Origin of the sequence: Carbonicoccus niuqiaonis, from assembly GCF_050157065.1 — a bacterium.
Classification (GTDB): Bacteria; Actinomycetota; Actinomycetes; order Propionibacteriales; family Propionibacteriaceae; genus Avipropionibacterium.
In genome coordinates this window covers 2,592,055-2,608,276 of record NZ_CP189573.1, presented here as the reverse complement: position 1 = coordinate 2,608,276, position 16,222 = coordinate 2,592,055, and the positions used below count along the sequence as shown (strand labels likewise).

Annotated in this window: 13 protein-coding genes and 1 pseudogene; 9 read left to right on the top strand and 5 right to left on the bottom strand. The window is 68.7% G+C overall.

Annotation, left to right across the window (positions count from 1 at the left end; genetic code table 11):
* The first annotated feature begins 12 nt into the window (after nucleotides 1–12).
* Together ACQBAU_RS11945 and ACQBAU_RS11940 are read left to right on the top strand one after the other, a co-directional pair.
* Nucleotides 13–507, top strand: coding sequence for a DJ-1/PfpI family protein (locus tag ACQBAU_RS11945; protein ID WP_465259360.1), 495 nt, complete (start codon nucleotides 13–15; stop codon nucleotides 505–507).
* Nucleotides 504–995, top strand: a complete 492-nt coding sequence (locus ACQBAU_RS11940; protein WP_465256451.1) for a MarR family winged helix-turn-helix transcriptional regulator — start codon at nucleotides 504–506, stop codon at nucleotides 993–995. The genes ACQBAU_RS11945 and ACQBAU_RS11940 overlap by 4 nt, the downstream gene beginning before the upstream one ends.
* 7 nt (nucleotides 996–1,002) lie before the next feature.
* Here ACQBAU_RS11940 and aceE read toward each other — a convergent pair whose 3' ends face one another.
* Entirely contained in the window at nucleotides 1,003–3,765 is a 2,763-nt protein-coding gene (gene aceE / locus ACQBAU_RS11935; RefSeq protein ID WP_434550638.1) for a pyruvate dehydrogenase (acetyl-transferring), homodimeric type, read from the bottom strand.
* 242 nt (nucleotides 3,766–4,007) lie between these two features.
* On the opposite strand from aceE, the gene ACQBAU_RS11930 reads away from it, so the two are divergent.
* On the top strand, nucleotides 4,008–4,388 hold the full coding sequence (locus ACQBAU_RS11930) for a DUF3052 family protein (RefSeq protein ID WP_434550779.1): 381 nt from the start codon (nucleotides 4,008–4,010) through the stop codon (nucleotides 4,386–4,388).
* A complete protein-coding gene (locus tag ACQBAU_RS11925) occupies nucleotides 4,385–4,855 on the top strand; it encodes a peroxiredoxin (RefSeq protein ID WP_465256452.1) in 471 nt (156 codons plus the stop codon). The genes ACQBAU_RS11930 and ACQBAU_RS11925 overlap by 4 nt, the downstream gene beginning before the upstream one ends.
* A 124-nt stretch (nucleotides 4,856–4,979) precedes the next feature.
* Here the strand turns inward: ACQBAU_RS11925 and ACQBAU_RS11920 are convergent, their stop codons facing one another.
* Both ACQBAU_RS11920 and ACQBAU_RS11915 read right to left on the bottom strand, forming a co-directional pair.
* Nucleotides 4,980–5,975 carry a lactonase family protein gene (locus tag ACQBAU_RS11920; protein ID WP_465256453.1) on the bottom strand — a complete coding sequence of 332 codons (996 nt, stop codon included), beginning with the start codon at nucleotides 5,973–5,975 and terminating at the stop codon, nucleotides 4,980–4,982.
* A gap of 60 nt (nucleotides 5,976–6,035) precedes the next feature.
* Nucleotides 6,036–6,350 carry a hypothetical protein gene (locus tag ACQBAU_RS11915; protein ID WP_465256454.1) on the bottom strand — a complete coding sequence of 105 codons (315 nt, stop codon included), beginning with the start codon at nucleotides 6,348–6,350 and terminating at the stop codon, nucleotides 6,036–6,038.
* A 267-nt stretch (nucleotides 6,351–6,617) separates the two neighbouring features.
* On the opposite strand from ACQBAU_RS11915, the gene ACQBAU_RS11910 reads away from it, so the two are divergent.
* Nucleotides 6,618–8,948, top strand: a complete 2,331-nt coding sequence (locus ACQBAU_RS11910; protein WP_465256455.1) for a DUF4838 domain-containing protein — start codon at nucleotides 6,618–6,620, stop codon at nucleotides 8,946–8,948.
* A gap of 45 nt (nucleotides 8,949–8,993) precedes the next feature.
* Here the strand turns inward: ACQBAU_RS11910 and ACQBAU_RS11905 are convergent, their stop codons facing one another.
* Together ACQBAU_RS11905 and ACQBAU_RS11900 are read right to left on the bottom strand one after the other, a co-directional pair.
* The gene (locus ACQBAU_RS11905) at nucleotides 8,994–9,497 is read right to left on the bottom strand and encodes a NosD domain-containing protein (protein WP_465256456.1); all 504 of its coding nucleotides are present in this window, start codon (nucleotides 9,495–9,497) and stop codon (nucleotides 8,994–8,996) included.
* A 185-nt stretch (nucleotides 9,498–9,682) separates the two neighbouring features.
* Nucleotides 9,683–10,483 (bottom strand): annotated as a pseudogene (locus tag ACQBAU_RS11900) (right-handed parallel beta-helix repeat-containing protein); the annotation flags it as partial.
* Nucleotides 10,484–11,009: 526 nt separating this feature from the next.
* On the opposite strand from ACQBAU_RS11900, the gene ACQBAU_RS11895 reads away from it, so the two are divergent.
* The 4 genes from ACQBAU_RS11895 (at nucleotide 11,010) to ACQBAU_RS11880 (ending at nucleotide 16,200) form a co-directional block, all read left to right on the top strand.
* A complete protein-coding gene (locus ACQBAU_RS11895) occupies nucleotides 11,010–11,498 on the top strand; it encodes an NUDIX hydrolase (protein ID WP_465256457.1) in 489 nt (162 codons plus the stop codon).
* Between the two features lie 42 nt (nucleotides 11,499–11,540).
* Nucleotides 11,541–14,378: a UxaA family hydrolase gene (locus ACQBAU_RS11890; RefSeq protein WP_465256458.1), complete on the top strand. Its 2,838-nt coding sequence runs from the start codon at nucleotides 11,541–11,543 to the stop codon at nucleotides 14,376–14,378.
* Nucleotides 14,379–14,465: 87 nt separating this feature from the next.
* Complete coding sequence (locus ACQBAU_RS11885) at nucleotides 14,466–15,308, top strand: IclR family transcriptional regulator (RefSeq protein ID WP_465256459.1); 843 nt, start codon at nucleotides 14,466–14,468, stop codon at nucleotides 15,306–15,308.
* Between the two features lie 10 nt (nucleotides 15,309–15,318).
* The gene (locus tag ACQBAU_RS11880) at nucleotides 15,319–16,200 is read left to right on the top strand and encodes a phytanoyl-CoA dioxygenase family protein (RefSeq protein ID WP_465256460.1); all 882 of its coding nucleotides are present in this window, start codon (nucleotides 15,319–15,321) and stop codon (nucleotides 16,198–16,200) included.
* Nucleotides 16,201–16,222: the final 22 nt, after the last annotated feature.

The window sequence follows — 16,222 nt, the reverse complement described above, 5'->3', positions numbered from 1 at the left end:
GAGGTCGTCACGGTGGCCAGCACCCTCGAGCCGGTCACCACGGCCGGCGGGCTCCGGATCCTGCCCGATCTGGAGCTCGCCGACCTCGACCCGACAACCAGCGGTTTGCTGGTGCTGGTGGGCGGCGACCACTGGGACCACGGTGAGGGGAGCGAACTCGCGGCCCTGGCGGGGGAGTTCCTCGCTGCCGGTGTCCCTGTCGCGGCCATCTGTGGTGCGACCCTCGGCCTGGCACGCGCCGGCCTGCTCGACGAGCGTCGCCACACGAGCGCGGCCGCGGAGTACCTGCTGGCCAGTGGCTACGCCGGCGCCGACCACTACGTCGACGAACGGGCGGTGGCGGATGCGAACGTGATCACCGCCGGACCCCAGTCGCCGATCCACTTCGCCATGGCGACCCTGGGTCACCTCGGGCTGGCGTCGGAGCGCACGCTCCGGGCGTACGAGGGTGTCTTCCACCATGGCGACGCCTCGGCGTACGGCGACCTGATGGCGGCCACGGCATGAGTGGGTTCGACGCCGTCCCGCCGCGGTCGGAGTGGCCCGAGCCGTCCGCCGAGACGCCCGCCGGAGCGGCACTGACCGAGGTCGTGCTGACCACCTTCCAGCTCAACGCTCGGCTGATGGAGGCGGCACAGCACCTCGCCGCCGAGGCCGAGATCACCGCCAGTTGGTGGCAGGTCCTCGGAGGAGTCCTCGACGAACCACGGACGCTGGCCGAGATCGGACGCCGGATGGGGATGAGCCGCCAGGGGGTCCGACGCGTGGCCGACGTGCTGGTGGAGCGAGGGCTGGCCGAGTACCGCGCCAACCCCGCCCACCGGCGGGCCCAACTGCTTGCCTGCACCGAGTCCGGCTACTGGGCGATCCGTCGCATCTCGGTCGCCCAGCACCCGTGGGCCGAACGCCTCGGCTCACAGGTCGGCACCACCGAACTGCACGAGGCCGTACGGACCATGCGCCACCTGATCGACGTGCTGGAGGCCGACGCCTGAGGTGCGCTCAGGCGTCGCCACCCTCCTGCGGACGATCGGCCACGGCGGTCGGGTCGGCGAGCTGGTAGGCGTCGTACGCCTTCCGGGCCTGCTCCGCGTCGTACTTGCCGTCGGCCGCCAACGCCTGCAGGGTGGCCACCACGACCGACTCGGCATCGATCTGGAAGAACCGGCGAGCAGCCGGGCGGGTGTCGGCGAAGCCGAAGCCGTCGGCACCGAGCGAGGTCCAGCGGTTGGGGACCCACTGCGCGATCTGGTCCTGCACGGCACGCATGTAGTCGCTGACCGCCACCACCGGGCCGTCGTGATCGGCCAGGGACTGCTGTACGAACGGGACCTGCGGCTCCTCGGTCTCGCCGGCGAAGTTGGCCTGGTCGCACTCGAGTGCCTCGCGTCGCAGCTCGTTCCACGAGGTGACCGACCACACCGACGCCGCCACACCATGATCATCGGCGAGGATCTGCTGGGCCTTCACCGCCGCCGGCATGGCGACACCCGAAGCCAGGATCTGCGCCGACGGTCCGTCGACACCCTCTCGTGGCCCGGCGAACCGGTACATGCCCTTGGTGATCAACTCCGGGGTGAGCCACTCCGGCTGGGCGGGCTGGTCGACCGGCTCGTTGTACACGGTCAGGTAGTAGATGACGTTCTCGCCCTGCCCGTTGTCGGACTGCTCGTAGCCGTACATCCGGCGCAGGCCGTCGGAGACGATGTGGGCGACCTCGTAGGCGAACGCCGGGTCGTAGTGCACCACGGCCGGGTTGGTGCTGGCCAGCAGCGGGGAGTGCCCGTCGGCGTGCTGGAGTCCTTCGCCGGTCAGCGTGGTGCGGCCGGCCGTGGCACCGATCAGGAAGCCGCGGGCCAGTTGGTCGGCCATCGCCCAGATGAAGTCACCGGTCCGCTGGAACCCGAACATCGAGTAGAAGATGTAGACCGGGATCATCGGCTCGCCGTGCATCGCGTATGAGGCTCCCGCGGCGATCGTCGACCCCATGGCGCCGATCTCGGAGATGCCCTCGTGCAGCAGCTGGCCGTCCTTGGCTTCCTTGTAGGACAGCAACAACCGCCGGTCGACGCTCTCGTACAACTGCCCGACCGACGAGTAGATCTTGTTGGTCGGGAACATCGAGTCCATGCCGAAGGTGCGGAACTCGTCCGGAGCGATCGGCACGATCCGTCGACCCAGCTCCGGCACCTTCATCAGGTCACGCAGCAGTCGGACGAAGGCCTGGGTGGTGGCGACCTTGTTGTCCCCGGCGCCCTTGGTCATCGGCTCGTACAGCTTGGCGTCCGGCAACTCGAGCTGGCGCGGCTTGACCCGACGCTCCGGCAGGTAGCCGCCCAGCGCGCGACGGCGTTCCTGGAGGTACTGCAGTTCCTCGGAATCCTTGCCCGGGTGGAAGTACGGCGGATCGTACGGGTCCTGCAGGGCGTCGTCGCTGATCGGGAGGTAGAGCCGGTCGCGGAAGGCGAGCAGGTCCTTGGTGGTGAGCTTCTTCATCTGGTGGGTCGCGTTGCGGCCCTCCAGTGCCTCGATCGTCCAACCCTTGACCGTCTGCGCGAGGATCACGGTCGGCTGGCCGACGTGCTCGGTCGCCGAACGGTACGCCGCGTACACCTTGCGGTAGTCGTGGCCACCGCGCGGCAACCGGCGCAGGTCTTCGTCGCTCAGGTCGGCGACCATCTTGGCCAACCGCGGGTCGTCGAAGAAGTTCTTCCGGATGTAGTCGCCGGTCTCGACCGAGTAGGTCTGGAACTGGCCGTCCGGCGTGGTGTTCATCTTGTGCACCAGCGCACCGTCGCGATCCTTGGCCAGCAACGGATCCCAGCCGCGACCCCACAGCACCTTGATCACGTTCCAACCGGCGCCGAGGAAGATCGACTCCAACTCCTGGACGATCTTGCCGTTGCCGCGGACCGGGCCGTCCAGCTGCTGCAGGTTGCAGTTGATCACGAAGGTGAGGTTGTCCAGGCCCTCGCGGGCAGCGACGTTGATCGCGCCCAACGACTCCGGCTCGCCCATCTCGCCGTCACCCAGGAACGCCCACACGTGCTGGTCGGAGGTGTCGCGGATGCCACGGTTGGCCATGTACTTGTTGAACCTGGCCTGGTAGATCGACGAGATCGCCGTGATCCCCATCGACACCGTCGGGAACTCCCAGAAGTCCGGCATCAACCGTGGGTGCGGGTACGACGACAGCCCCTGGTGCGGGCCCTGCGACACCTCCTGGCGGAAGCCGTCGAGTTGCTGCTTGGTCAGCCGCCCCTCGAGGAAGGCGCGGGCGTAGATGCCGGGGGAGGCATGGCCCTGGAAGTAGACGTGGTCACCGCCGCCGGGATGGTCCTTGCCGCGGAAGAAGTGGTTGAAGCCCACCTCGTACAGGCTCGCGGCGCTCTGGTACGTCGCGATGTGACCACCGACCTCGAGGCCCTTGCGGTTGGCCTTGGAGACCATCACCGCCGCGTTCCACCGGACGAAGGCGCGGATCCGCCGTTCGATGTGCTCGTCACCGGGGAAGTACGGCTCGGCCTCCGGTGCGATCGTGTTGATGTAGTCGCTGCTGCGCAGCGCCGGCAGGCCGATGGCCCGCTCCCGGGCGCGGTCGAGCAGTCGCAACATGATGTAACGGGCTCGGTGCTTGCCCTGTGCGTCGAGCAGGCCGTCCAGCGATGCCAGCCATTCAGCCGTTTCCTCGGTGTCGATGTCGGGGATCTGACTGGGGATGCCCTCCGCCGTGATGGCAGGGCGATCACCTGGGCGGTTGGCCATGAGCGCTCCTTGTTTGGGTCTCGATCGATGCGACCGGGTGTGGGGCCGCAACGCTCCCAGTCTCCCACAGTGATCTGGGCGGCTTGTTCGGGCCGGGGTTCACAGTCCAACACCCGGTCTGGCAGGCTGGGGGATGATCTGGCGTGCCTCCCGGTGCGCGAACGACACCGTCGCGGAGTCGCGCGGCAGACAAGGAAGGACGTGAGGTGAGCGGGACCGCGAGCGAGTCCTCGGTGGCCGACATGCTGGGCGTGAAGCCGGGCATGGTGGTTCAGGAGCTGGGTTGGGACGAGGACGTTGACGACGACGTCCGGGTGGCTGTCGAGGACGCCATCGACGGCGAGATGGTCGAAGACGCCGTCGAACCCGTGGACGTGGTGCTGATGTGGTGGCGCGACGACGACGGCGACCTGGTCGACGGTCTGGTCGACGCGCTGACCGACCTCACCGCGAGCGGTGTCGTGTGGCTCCTCACCCCCAAGGTCGGCCGTGACGGCTTCGTGGACCCCGGCCTGGTGGCCGAGGCGTCCGCCACCGCGGGCATGTCACTGACCACCTCACAACAGGTCTCCGAGGACTGGACCGCGAAGAAGTTGGTCCGGCCCAAGAATGGCCCCCGGTGACGGGTCGCCCCTCCCCACCCGCCGTCGGGGACCCGGCGCCCGGTTGGGCCTCGAAGAATCAGTACGGTGCCCCGGTCGAGACGGCCGAACTGACCGGTGCCCCGGCGCTGCTGATGTTCTATCCGTACGCGTTCACCGGCATCTGTTCCGGGGAACTTCGCGCCGTCCAGGACCTGATGTCGGAGTTCACCGCGCACGATGCGCGGGTGCTGGCGATCTCGTGTGACTCGATGTTCAGCCTGCGGGTCTTCGCCGAGCAGGAGGACTTCACCTTCGACCTGGTCTCCGATCACTGGCCCCATGGCGGTATCGCTTCGTCCCACGGCGTGTTCGATGAGGCCGCGGGGTGCGCTCTGCGGGCGTCATTCCTGCTCGATGCCGACGGTCTGGTCGCCTGGTCGGTGGTCAACGGGATCGGCGATGCCCGCAACATCGCCGACCACGTCACGGCGCTGGCACAGCTCTGACCCCTCGACAAGCTCGGGGGGTGGAGTGAGGAGCTCGGGGCCCCTCGACAAGCTCGGGGGGCGGAGCGGCGAGCTCGGGACCCCTCGACAAGCTCGGGGGACGGAGTGACGAGCTCGGGGGGCGTTACACGTTCAGGATCGCCAGGGCGGCGGGAGCCGGGGTGGGGATGCTGGCCGTCTGCTGCAGGGTGGTGACGTCCACGCAGACCAGGGCATCGGCGTTGCGGCAGGCGATCACCAGCTGGCCGTCCAGCTCGACCAGGTCCATGGGCCAGTCGCCGATCGGCAGTTCGCCGTCGAGGGTGAGTTCGTCGCCGGTCACGCTGAGCGTGCACAGCGTCTGGGGTCCGCGGTTCAGCACGTGCACCCGACCGTCGGAGGACCGCAGGATCTGGCTTGGGTGGCTGTCGGCGGGATCACCGGTGAAGTCGACGCGCGCGGTCACCGTACCGCCGGTGATCCGCTCGCCGTCACGCTCCAGTCGCACCAGGACGGCAGCGTTCGCGACCTCCAGCGCGACGACCAGGGTTGACTCGTCGATCGCCACCGCATCGCGGGGGCCGCTGCCCTCCCCGAGGTCGATCCTGACCGCTTCACCGTGCAGGTCGGTCGGATCCAGCACGTGAAGGCAGTCCAGGCCGAGGTCGCTGACGACCCACTGGGCACCGTGGCGCAAGACCTGGTGCGGATGGGACCCCTCGCCGAAGTTGACGACGTCGACCAACTCGGCCCGACCGTCGGGATCGGTGGGATCGGAGACCCGGACCACGCCGACGGAGTTGCCGGTGTAGTTGGCGACCGCCACGGTCTCGGCGGCCCCGCTCGCACCGTCGTCGGTCACCACGGCGATGTGGCACGGTACGGCGCCACCACTGCTGCTGCGCGGTCCCGGACGCAGGCCACCCGGCCCGGCCAGGATCGGCAGGATGATGCCGTCGTCGTCGAATCCGGTCACCCAGCCACCGTGCCGGGACGCGACCAGGCCCAACGGCGTGGTGAGCGTCATCGGGTCGCCGACCTGCTGGCAGGTGCCGGCGGCGAGATCGAGCTGATGGAGGCCGACGCGGTCGGCGGAGGCGATCAGGAGGTGGGTGGTCCGGGGCTGCTGCGCTGCGGTCATGCCGACATCCTGCCGGACTGGAACCGCCGTCTCACTCCTGCCGGGACCAGTCGGCCCGGATCACTGCCACAGGGTGGCGACCAGCACGTTGATCACCGCGGTGCCACCGACCGCGTGGGCCAGCCCGGTGGACACCTCCTCGCCCTTGCGGGCCTTCCGGTAGCCGATGATCGCCGGCACCAGGACCACGAGCGCGATCACCAGCTTCGTGCCGATCTTGGCGTGGTTGACCGGATCGTCCGCCGTTGCGGCCATCTCGGCGAGCCCGGTCAGCAGCAGCCCGGTCAACAGGCTGCCGCAGGCGCCGATCAACTGGGCGATGTGCACGGTGGGCGTCTTGAAGGTGGCAACCCAGGTCCCCACGATTGCTGCCATGCAGAGCAGGTGAATTGCCACGAGTACGTTTCCCACGATGTCCATGGCCGAACCCTACCCGGGGCCATCTGGGACGTGGACGCCACTTCCTCCCAGATAACGGCCAAAGCATTGACACGTTCTGGGTCGATCAGTAGACAGGTGGGGGAGTGCCGGGCCAACGTCGGTCCGACACCGGTCAGGACGGAGCCCCCCATGCCTGTTGATCCCGTGACGCCCATTCATCCCGTGACGTCAGCTGAACCTACCGAACTGAGCAGCACGACCGTGGCGCGCCGCACTGTGCTGCTCGGCGGAGCTGCACTGGGTGTCGGTGCCGCCATTGCGACCAGTGGCACGGACGCTCGCGCCGCCGGAGCACGCTTCCGGATCGCCGCCGAAGGGGTGGCCACGGTGCAGGTCCTGGTCGGTGCCGATGAGGGACCGACCGTCACTCACGCGGCAGCCGAGCTGGCCGACCACCTCAGCCAGGTCACTGGGGGCACCTACGACGTCGCCGAGGCCCCTGCCGCATACGATCCGGCCGCCGCCGTCATCGTGGTCGGTCGACAGAACGCCTGGGCCACCGGGCCACTGACCACCGCCGACCCGTTGCCCGAGGTCGACACGACGCGGGACGGCTTCGGGTACCGCTGCGACGGAACGGCGTTGCTGATCGGCGGCGTCTCCGACCGCGGCACGCTGTACGGGGTCAACTTCCTGCTGGACCGCCTGGTGGGGGTGCGGTGGTTCGCCCCCGACACCACCCATGTCCCGTCGAAGCCGAGCCTGTCGCTGCTGGCCGCCGACCTGCAGGCCGACCACCATCCGAGGTTCGACTACCGCGAGACCATCGTCGGGGACGGCGTCGGCGAGTACGCGTGGCGTCACCGCAACCTGCTCAACGGCCAGCGCGGCAACATGGGGTACGAACGGGAGCTCCCGGCGCCGGTCCCCGCCCTGGACACCTGGTCGCTGATCTGGCCGGGCATCCACCCCGGGCAGTTCCGCGAGATCATCACCGACCAGTCGCTCTGGTACGACACCCAGGTGCTGTTCATGGACGATCGAACGCGCGAGGCGGGCGCGACGAACCTGGCCGAACGCATCCGCGTCCGGATGGACGAGGACGGCGACACGGGACACCCCTTCCACGTCAACGACCAGGGCTACCCCAATCCGCATCCCGACGACGTGGCGTTCGCTGCACAGCACGGCGACTCGCTGGCGGCTCCGGTGATGGACATGGTGAACGACGTCGCGCGCCGGCTGGGTGCCGAGATCCTCGAGGCCCGGGTCGAGACGCAGGCGTACAGCTTCGCCTGGCAACCGCCGACCGGGATCACGATGGAGGACAACGTCATCGTGACCACAGCGCCGATCCACTACGACATGGGCTCGACGCTGCTCACCGGCAACAACGAGCAGATCGGCCGGGAGTTCGCCGAGTGGTGCACGAAGTCGTCGGCGGTGTCGATGTGGGACTACCAGTACCTGTTCTCCGACTTCATCGCCCCACTGGCCGACTGGTGGTCCCGGACGGAGTCGATCAAGGAGCTGGCGCAGTTCCCCGAGGTCGTGTCGTACATGGCAGAGGCCGGGTCGGAAGGCCGGGGGGTCCAGCTGCGGGTGATGAAGACCTGGGCGATCTCGCGGCTGCTGTGGGATCCCGAGGCCGATGTCGACGACCTGTTCGCCGAGTTCTGCGACGGCTACTTCGGCCGGGCCGGTGCGCTGGTGCTGAAGGTGCTGCGGCTGCTGGACGCCGCCCGCGCCCGGGACGAGCCCTACCTGATGATCATGTCGGGCAGCGTCGGTGCTCGCTACCTCGACTGGCACACCATGTGGCGGTGCGACGGGCTGCTCACCCGGGCAGCTCACGTGGTCGCCGCCGACCAGCGCTCCGCGGAACACCTGGCCGTGATCCGGATGATGATCGACTACGCGGTCCTGATCCGTCGGGGTGAGTACCAGGCCCAGGCCCGGGCGAACGGGATCCGCTGGGACATTGAGGCTGAGGTCAATGAGCGGATCGCGCGGATCCGCGAGGCCGTTTCGTTGGCCGAGGTGGACCGGTGGGGTGCCCGGACTCCGATCAGCCAGATGTTCGACGCGCTGGCGATTCCGCGCACCGCGGGTGAGTTGCCACCGGCCTGCGTCGGGCTGCCGGAGTCGGACTACGTGATCCTGGAGGACTATGCGCTCAGCCGTCCGGGCAGTACGGCCAGCCTGGTGGCCGATCCGCTCGCCAACGACGGTGTCACGGTCCGGATGATTGCCTCGCGCGAGTCGTGGAGCATCCAGCTGCCGCTCAGCCAGTTGCCACCGGAGGGCACGTGGCGTGTGCATGTCACCGTGCGGACCGATGTTGTCGCCGATGTCCCGCCGGAGCCGGCCGCGGTGATCCTCGGCATCTACCCCAAGATCGACGACGGCACCGGTCTGGGCACCGAGTGGTCCTGGCCGTACGAGACGTTCGCCGACGGGCAGTACCACGAATTCGAGATCCCGGCCGACCTCACGTACCAGACCACCGGCCGCTATGTTTACGTGGACGGCCGGAATCCCGAGGTGCCGTGGCTGTACGTCGACCGGATGTACCTGGTCAGGGTCGCCTGACGATCCGAGACCCGCTGTCTGACGCCTTGACCAGTTCGACCGCGGTCACCCGATCAGGCCGAGTCGTTTGAGGTCCCTGATCAGGGTTGCGAGGGTGTCGCTGATCTCTCGCGCGCCAGCAGTGCTGGGATCGAAGTCGATGCCGTCGCCGACGGGTTCGATCTCGGCGTAGCCAGTCGGCTGTTCGGTGGGCTCCATGCCGTAGAAGCCCACCTTGTTTGCGAGGATCTGCATGATGTCCAGTGGTTCGGCGAGGGCGATGTTGCCGGACCAGGGGTACTGGGGGATGTGGTAGTCGGTTTCGTTGTCGTAGATCATGTTGTTGCCGACGACAACATTGCCGTACGACATCCCGTGGTCGGTGGAGTCGATTGCCAATCCCTTCTTGTTCTCGAAGCTGACGTTGCCGGTGACCACCGCCCGGTCTGGGTAGGAGATGTTGATGCCGTGGTAGGGCATCCCTTGGCACACATTCCCGGTGACCGTGACGTCCTTCGCATAGTTGAGGCTGATGCCATTGATCCCGATGACACCGTCGCTGGTGCACACGTTCCCAGTGACTGCCGCACGTTGCGAGTGGGTCTGGGGAGAGCCCGGCCACTTGGGGCCATGGTGATGCCGCCGGATCCGTTCAGGTCGCAGCGGTTTCCGGTGATGGTGTACGACTGGTTCGGCTGGATCTTCGGCGAGGATCCGCCGAGACAGATTCCCCAGCCGAACTTGTTCGCGCCACGTCCGTTGCCGTGGCACTGGTTTCCGATGATCTCGAGGTCGGCAGAATAGGTGAACACGATGCCGTGCACCTCGTGGCCGTTGGAGGTGCAGCGGGCCACGATGACGTCAGTGCATTCCTGGCCCCAGATGCCTTGCTGGCCGTTGTCCTCCACAATGCAGTCGAGCACTCGTAGCCGACTGGTGCGCAATGCGACCAGTCCGCCGCCACAGCCGGTGATACGAGTGGCCTCGATGGCCAGTTCCATGGTTGCGGCGTCCTTGTCGTACTGGCACCCGGCGATGCCGTAGTTCCAGGTGTTGCGGACATGGCAGCGCACGGCCATGTTCTGCACGCTGTTCTTGGTGGCGGCGATGAAGAAGATGCCGACGCCCTGCGCGCCGCCGGTCGAAACCGGGTACTGCCAGCCGGGGTCGGTGGTGTTGTCCCGGTTGCCGTCGAAGACCAGACCGTCGAACACGATCTTGGAGTGTGCGTTCCGGGTGTCCACGAGGGTGAATCCCTCCACCTCGCCGATGCTGGTGAGCAGGGAATGCCCTTCAACGCCCACCCAACGTTGGCCGTAGCGGGGGAACAAGGTTCGGTGGATCCGGTAATTGCCAGGAGGAAAGTAGATGACACCGCCGTCGCCTGCAGCAGTGATGGTGGCCTCGATGGCATCGGTGTCGACGGTGGTGCCATCCCCGACAGCCCCATGGTCCTTGACGTTCGTGCCGCCGAGCGCCGCAGCTGCCGTGGGCGCCGCCGCGGCTCTGGTGGTTGGCAACGTTGACAGGCCGGCAACGGCAGCAGCGCCTGCCATCCCCGCCAACCACCCTCGCCGCCCTGGACGGGGGGACTGCTCGGACTCGACCTCTTGATCTTGGGACATGGTGGCTCCTCCTGAATGATGATGGTGATTCGATGATTCGATGGCTCCCTCAGCCCGGGCTGCGACGGCCGGGTCGGTCACAAGTACTTCACCAAGTAGAACCCTTCGACATGCTGCTGCGCCGTCGACGTGACGATGATGGATCGTCACTGAAGATCGTCACTCACCTAATGCAGAATGGTGGGCTCCTCAGTAGGCCGTCAAGGATTCGGCGGGGCTCGTGCGACATGTGAGATCGCCCGCGACGGTATCGCCAGACTGTGTCGCGACAGGTGGACCAGCCCGAGTAGCGCGACCATGAGGCGGCGTCGGGTCGGCTTCCGCGGGGTCAGCCCAGTTCGATGAGCAACCAGCCGAACGAGCCCGCTGAGTTCGCGCCATCCTTGGCCCACAGTTCGATGTGGTGCACCACCACCCGCCCCGCTGAGTGCGGGCGTGTGCGTGGCAGGCTGGCCGGATGACCCGTGCCAGCGCCGGAGTCCTGCTCCACCGGCCCGCTCCCGACGACCCCGACACCATCGAGGTGCTGCTGGGCCACATGGGCGGACCGCTGTGGGCGAAGAAGGACGCCGGAGCCTGGACCATCCCCAAGGGTGAGCTCGACGATGGTGAGGAGCCCCGCGTGGCCGCGGCCCGGGAGTTCACCGAGGAGCTCGGGCTGCCGGTCCCGCCGGGGGAGTGGTACGACCTCGGTGTGGTCCGGCAGTCGAGCAAGCAGGTGCGGGCGTGGGCCGTCGCCGGTGACCTCGACCCCGCCGCGGTCGTGCCCGGCACCTTCGAGATGGAGTGGCCACCCCGGTCGGGTCGGCGGGCCACGTTCCCCGAGGTCGACCGGGTCGCCTGGTTCGAACTGTCGGCGGCCGCCGAGGTGATCGTCAAGGGACAACGTGACCTGCTCCGGCGGTTGGCGTCGAGGCTGGCCGACCCGGACGGTTCCGGGAGCTGACGCGGGGCGGCCCGAGCTTGCCGGACGTGGCAGGCTGGGACCGTGCCCAGATTGTCCGAAGTCGCCGTCCTTCCCACCCCGGACGACAACGCCGCGGTGGTGTTCGTCGAGCTCGAACCGGGCACCGAGGTCACCCTGCCCGACGGATCGGGGATCACCACCTCGCACCGAGTCCTGGTCGGCCACCGGTTCCTGGTGAGCGCGGTCGGGGCGGACGAGCCGGTGCTGTCGTGGGGCGTGCCGTTCGGGCGTGCCGAGTATGACCTGCCGGCCGGGTCGTACGTCTGCACCGCCAAGAGCCTGGCCGCCCTGCAGGAGCGTGGCATCGCCGACCTTCCCGAGGCGGCCACGGTGCGCAACGAACCGTGGCGGCGCTACCGCGAGGCCGACGGCTACACCGTCGGTGACCCGGTCCGGCTGGTCGAGCAGCCCCGGACGTTCGCCGGTTTCGCCCGGGCCGACGGTCGCTACGGCACGCGCAACCACGTCGCGGTGATCGGCCTGACCGCCACCGAGGGCGCCTTCGCCGAGGAGGTGGCCCGCCGCTGTCGCGACCTCGGCACCGGACCCGGGGCCGAGGAGTTCGACGGGGTCGTGCCCGTCGCCCACACCGAGGCCGGCCCCGGCGCCCACCCCAACAACCTGGACCTCGTGCTCCGAACTCTCGCCGGGATGATCGTCCACCCCAACCTGGGGGCCGTCGTGCTGGTCGAGCACCCGGGTGCCCTGATCACCGCGGAGTCGCTGCTCACGTACGCCGCTGATCATGGCCTGGCCGCCCCGCACGTCCCGGTCGAGGTGATCACCCGGCGGCGCTCGTTCGACGCGGACGCCACCACGGCGGTCGAGTTGATCACCGGACTCGTCGATCAGGTGGCCGGCCAGACACGTGTCCCCGCTCCGCTGTCGGAGCTCTCGATCGGCCTGCAGTGTGGCGGTTCCGACGCCTTCTCCGGAGTCAGCGCCAATCCGCTGTCGGGAGCGGTCGGGCGTGAGGTGATCAGACACGGCGGGACGGCGGTGCTCGCCGAGACCGATGAACTGATCGGCGCCGAGGGCTACATCCTGTCGAACGTGGCCGACGACCAGGTGGCCCGCGACTTCCTGTCCGCGTTGACCGTGTTCGCCGACCGGGTCGGCTGGCACGGACACTCCGCGGAGGGCAACCCGTCCGGCGGCAACATCCTGCGCGGTCTGCACAACATCGTGCTGAAGTCCCTCGGTGCGGCGCGGAAGAAGGATCCGGCGCTGCGGCTGGAGCAGGTGATCAACTATGCACAACCCCTTGACCGCAAGGGATTCGTGTTCATGGACAGCCCCGGCAACGACCTCGAATCGGTGGCCGGCCAGGTCGGCAGCGGCTGCAACATGATCTTCTTCACCACCGGCAACGGGTCGATCACCAACTTTCCGTTCGTCCCGACGATCAAGTTCGTCACCACCACCCAACGCTACGAGTTGCTGGCCCAGGACATGGACGTCGACGCCGGTCGCCACCTGAACGGGGAGGACTTCGACGCCCTCACCGACGAGGTGTTCGACTTCACCGTCGAGGTGGCCGCCGGTCGCTCGACCGCTGGTGAGCGGGCCGGGCACAACCAGGTGCAGATCTGGCGTGACTGGGCACAGGCCACGCCCGTCGAGCCGGTCGCCCCGTCGGGTCACAGCGCACTGCTCGAGCTGGGGCGCCGCCCGGTCGACGGTCCCGCCTCAGGGCCGGAGATCGACGCACTGACCGACCGAGTGCTGGCGGGGGCGCCGCTGCCGGTGCCCGACCGCGTGGCGACCGCCGCCGCGTTGCCGCCGATCAGCCGGGTCCGTCACGACGACGGCCGGACGGCGTCGGAGACCGTCGCGCTGGTGCTCCCCACCAGCCTGTGCGCCGGGCAGATCGCCACCCGGATCGCCGACCGGGCCACCCGCGAGAACTGGCACGGGGGCCGGGCCGACCGGGTGGTCGCACTGCCGCACACCGAGGGGTGTGGCTCCTCCAGCGGGGACTCCGAGGAGATCTACACCCGGACCATGATCAACCACCTGCGGCACAACAACACCGGGTGGACCCTGCTGCTGGAGCACGGCTGCGAGAAGACGCACAACGCCCACTTCAAGCACCTGCTCGCTGAGTCCGGGGTCGACACCGCCGGTCTGGGATTCGCCTCCATCCAGACCGACGGCGGGATCGCCGCGGTGACCGAGAAGGTGCACGGCTGGTTCGACGAGGTGGTGGTTGACGCGGCCGCACCCCGGCGCACCGCCGGCAGCTGGGACGGCGTGGTGATCGGGTTGTGCGGGGTCGGCAGTGATCAGCAGCCGGAGCCGGCCCTGGTCGCGGCGACGGCCGATCTGACCGTACGGGTGCTGGCCGCCGGCGGTTCGGTGGTGCTGTCCACCGATGATCCGCTGCGCCACACGGCCGCCTTCGACGACCTGGTCGCCGACGCCGAGGCGACGCTGGGGCACGGGCAGCGGATCGAGCAGCCGGGGTTGCACCTGATGAACGCGGCGGGCGCGGATCGGCTGGAGACCCTGACCGGGTTGGGTGCCTGCGGTGCCGAGGTGATCGTCGCGATCACCCCGGGGCCCGGGCAGCGCTACGTCCCGGTGTTGCGTCTCGCGGTCCCGGACGGGCCGGGGGCACCCGATGCCGACCTCCTGCTCGACCCCAACCTCCTGCTCGACCCCAACCCCCTGCAGGACCCCAACCCCCTGCAGGACCCCAACCCCCTGCAGGACACCGCGGGCAGTCCCGGGAGCCCGTCCGACCCCGTGGTCGACCAACTGGTTGCTGTCCTGGAGGGCCGGAACGAGGTGCTCGCCCACCGCACCGGCGATGAAGGGTTCCAGCTCACCCGCGGCCTGTTGGGCGTCTCGCTCTGACTCCCGGCCGGCAGGGCCGGCGCCAGCCTTCCGACATTGTCGCAAGGCCTCTTGCATCGCCGCGCGCGCACTCCTAACGTCACGAGCGTGGCCGACAGCAGGAGCGAGCCCCGAGGCCCTCGCGAGCAGCCCGAGCGACGCGGCGACGTGCAGTCGGTCGTCCGGGCCCTCGACCTGCTCGAGCTGGTCGGCCGTGCCGAGGAGGTCGGGGTGTCCGAGCTCGCCCGGGAGGCCGGGCTCGCGGTGTCCACGACCCACAGCCTGGTCCGGACGCTGGCTCGTCGGCACTACCTGGTCGGTGTCCAGGGCCGCTACCGGCTCGGCCCGGCCGTCGCCGGGCTCAGCGCGGGATGGGATCCGGTCGCCGGATTGCGCGGGCTGCTCGGCCCGGTGCTCGATCGGCTCGCCGAACGGGCCGAGCTCGCCGCCACCGCCACCGTGCTCATCGGGCGGGAGGCGCGGATCATCCACTACAGCGCCGCCACCGGCCCGATCACCGTGACCGCGGAGCGTTCTGCCTGGTCGCACCCACTCCGGCTCGCGACCGGTCGGGTCATGGTCGCCCTGGGCGACGAATCAGCCTGGCCGGAGTTCATCGCCAACGACGAGGGGGCCGAACCGGGCTGGTCGCAGCGCCGCTGGCTCAACGAGTTCCGGGCGATCAGTCGATCGGGAGTCGCCCTGAAGCGGATCGGCAACCCGCGTGGTACGTCGGCGCTCGCGGTGCCGGTCTGGACGCGGGGTGGCTCCGTGGCTGCCGCGATCGGTTGCTCCGCCCCGACCTTCCTCATCGAGGACCTGACCCGTCGGCGGACCCTCGCCGCGCTGTGGGACGCCAGCGGTGAGCTGTCGGCCCATCTGGGGTGTGACGATCCACCGCTGACCCCGGCACTTGACCTGTTCGACCGTCCACCAGCCAACCAGGAGTGAGAACCACGCCATGACCGCCACCGCCGACCGGACCCACACCGGCAACGAGCTGATGACCCCCGAGCACGTCCGGCAGTACTGGGAGGACGGCTACACCGTCGTCCCCAACGTGTTCACCGAGGCCGAGATCGAGCAGGTACGTACGGCCTGCGACCGCTGGAAGTTCACCGGCCAACTCCTCGGCCGGACCTGGCGCAAGCAGAACACGGTGATCTGGGTCGACGAGGACCGGGAGACGGGCACCACCGTCCGTGGGATGCAGTGGCCGTCGTACCACGACGCCGTGATGGACAAGTTCCGGACCGACCCGCGCCTGCTTCAGATCATCGAGCCGTTGATCGGTGACTCGGTGAAGCAGATCATCAACCAGGTGCACTGGAAGCGTCCGGGATCACGGACGACCTGGCCGCTGCACCGTGACGTGCGCAGCCGGCAACCGAGCAGTGCGTTCACCGACCTGTTCCAGTCGTGGGTGCAGACCGGCATCGCGATCGATCCGCACACCGCCGAGAACGGAGCGATGTCGATCGTGCCCGGGAGTCATCGCGACGTCGACCACGACCCGGAGGACACCAGCGTCTGGAACACCCCGCAGTACGCCAAGGACGACCGGATCCACGTGATGGACCTGGAGCCCGGCGACGTCGGACTGTGGAGTGCGTACACCGTTCACGGCGGCGGCTTCAACACCACCCGACACCAGGATCGACGGCTCTACATCAACGGGTTCGTGAAGGCGGAGAACTGCAGCCGCGGCGAGTGGGTCTGGGAGAACGGCCGTACCCGCGCGTTGTACGGCGAGCCGGCGCTGATCCAGTTCGACGAGGTCGACGAGATCAGGCACGCCTTCTACGCCGCGGAGCTGGGACGCAAGGAAGTCGTCCGGGACTGATCGGCCCCGGCCCCGAGGACCG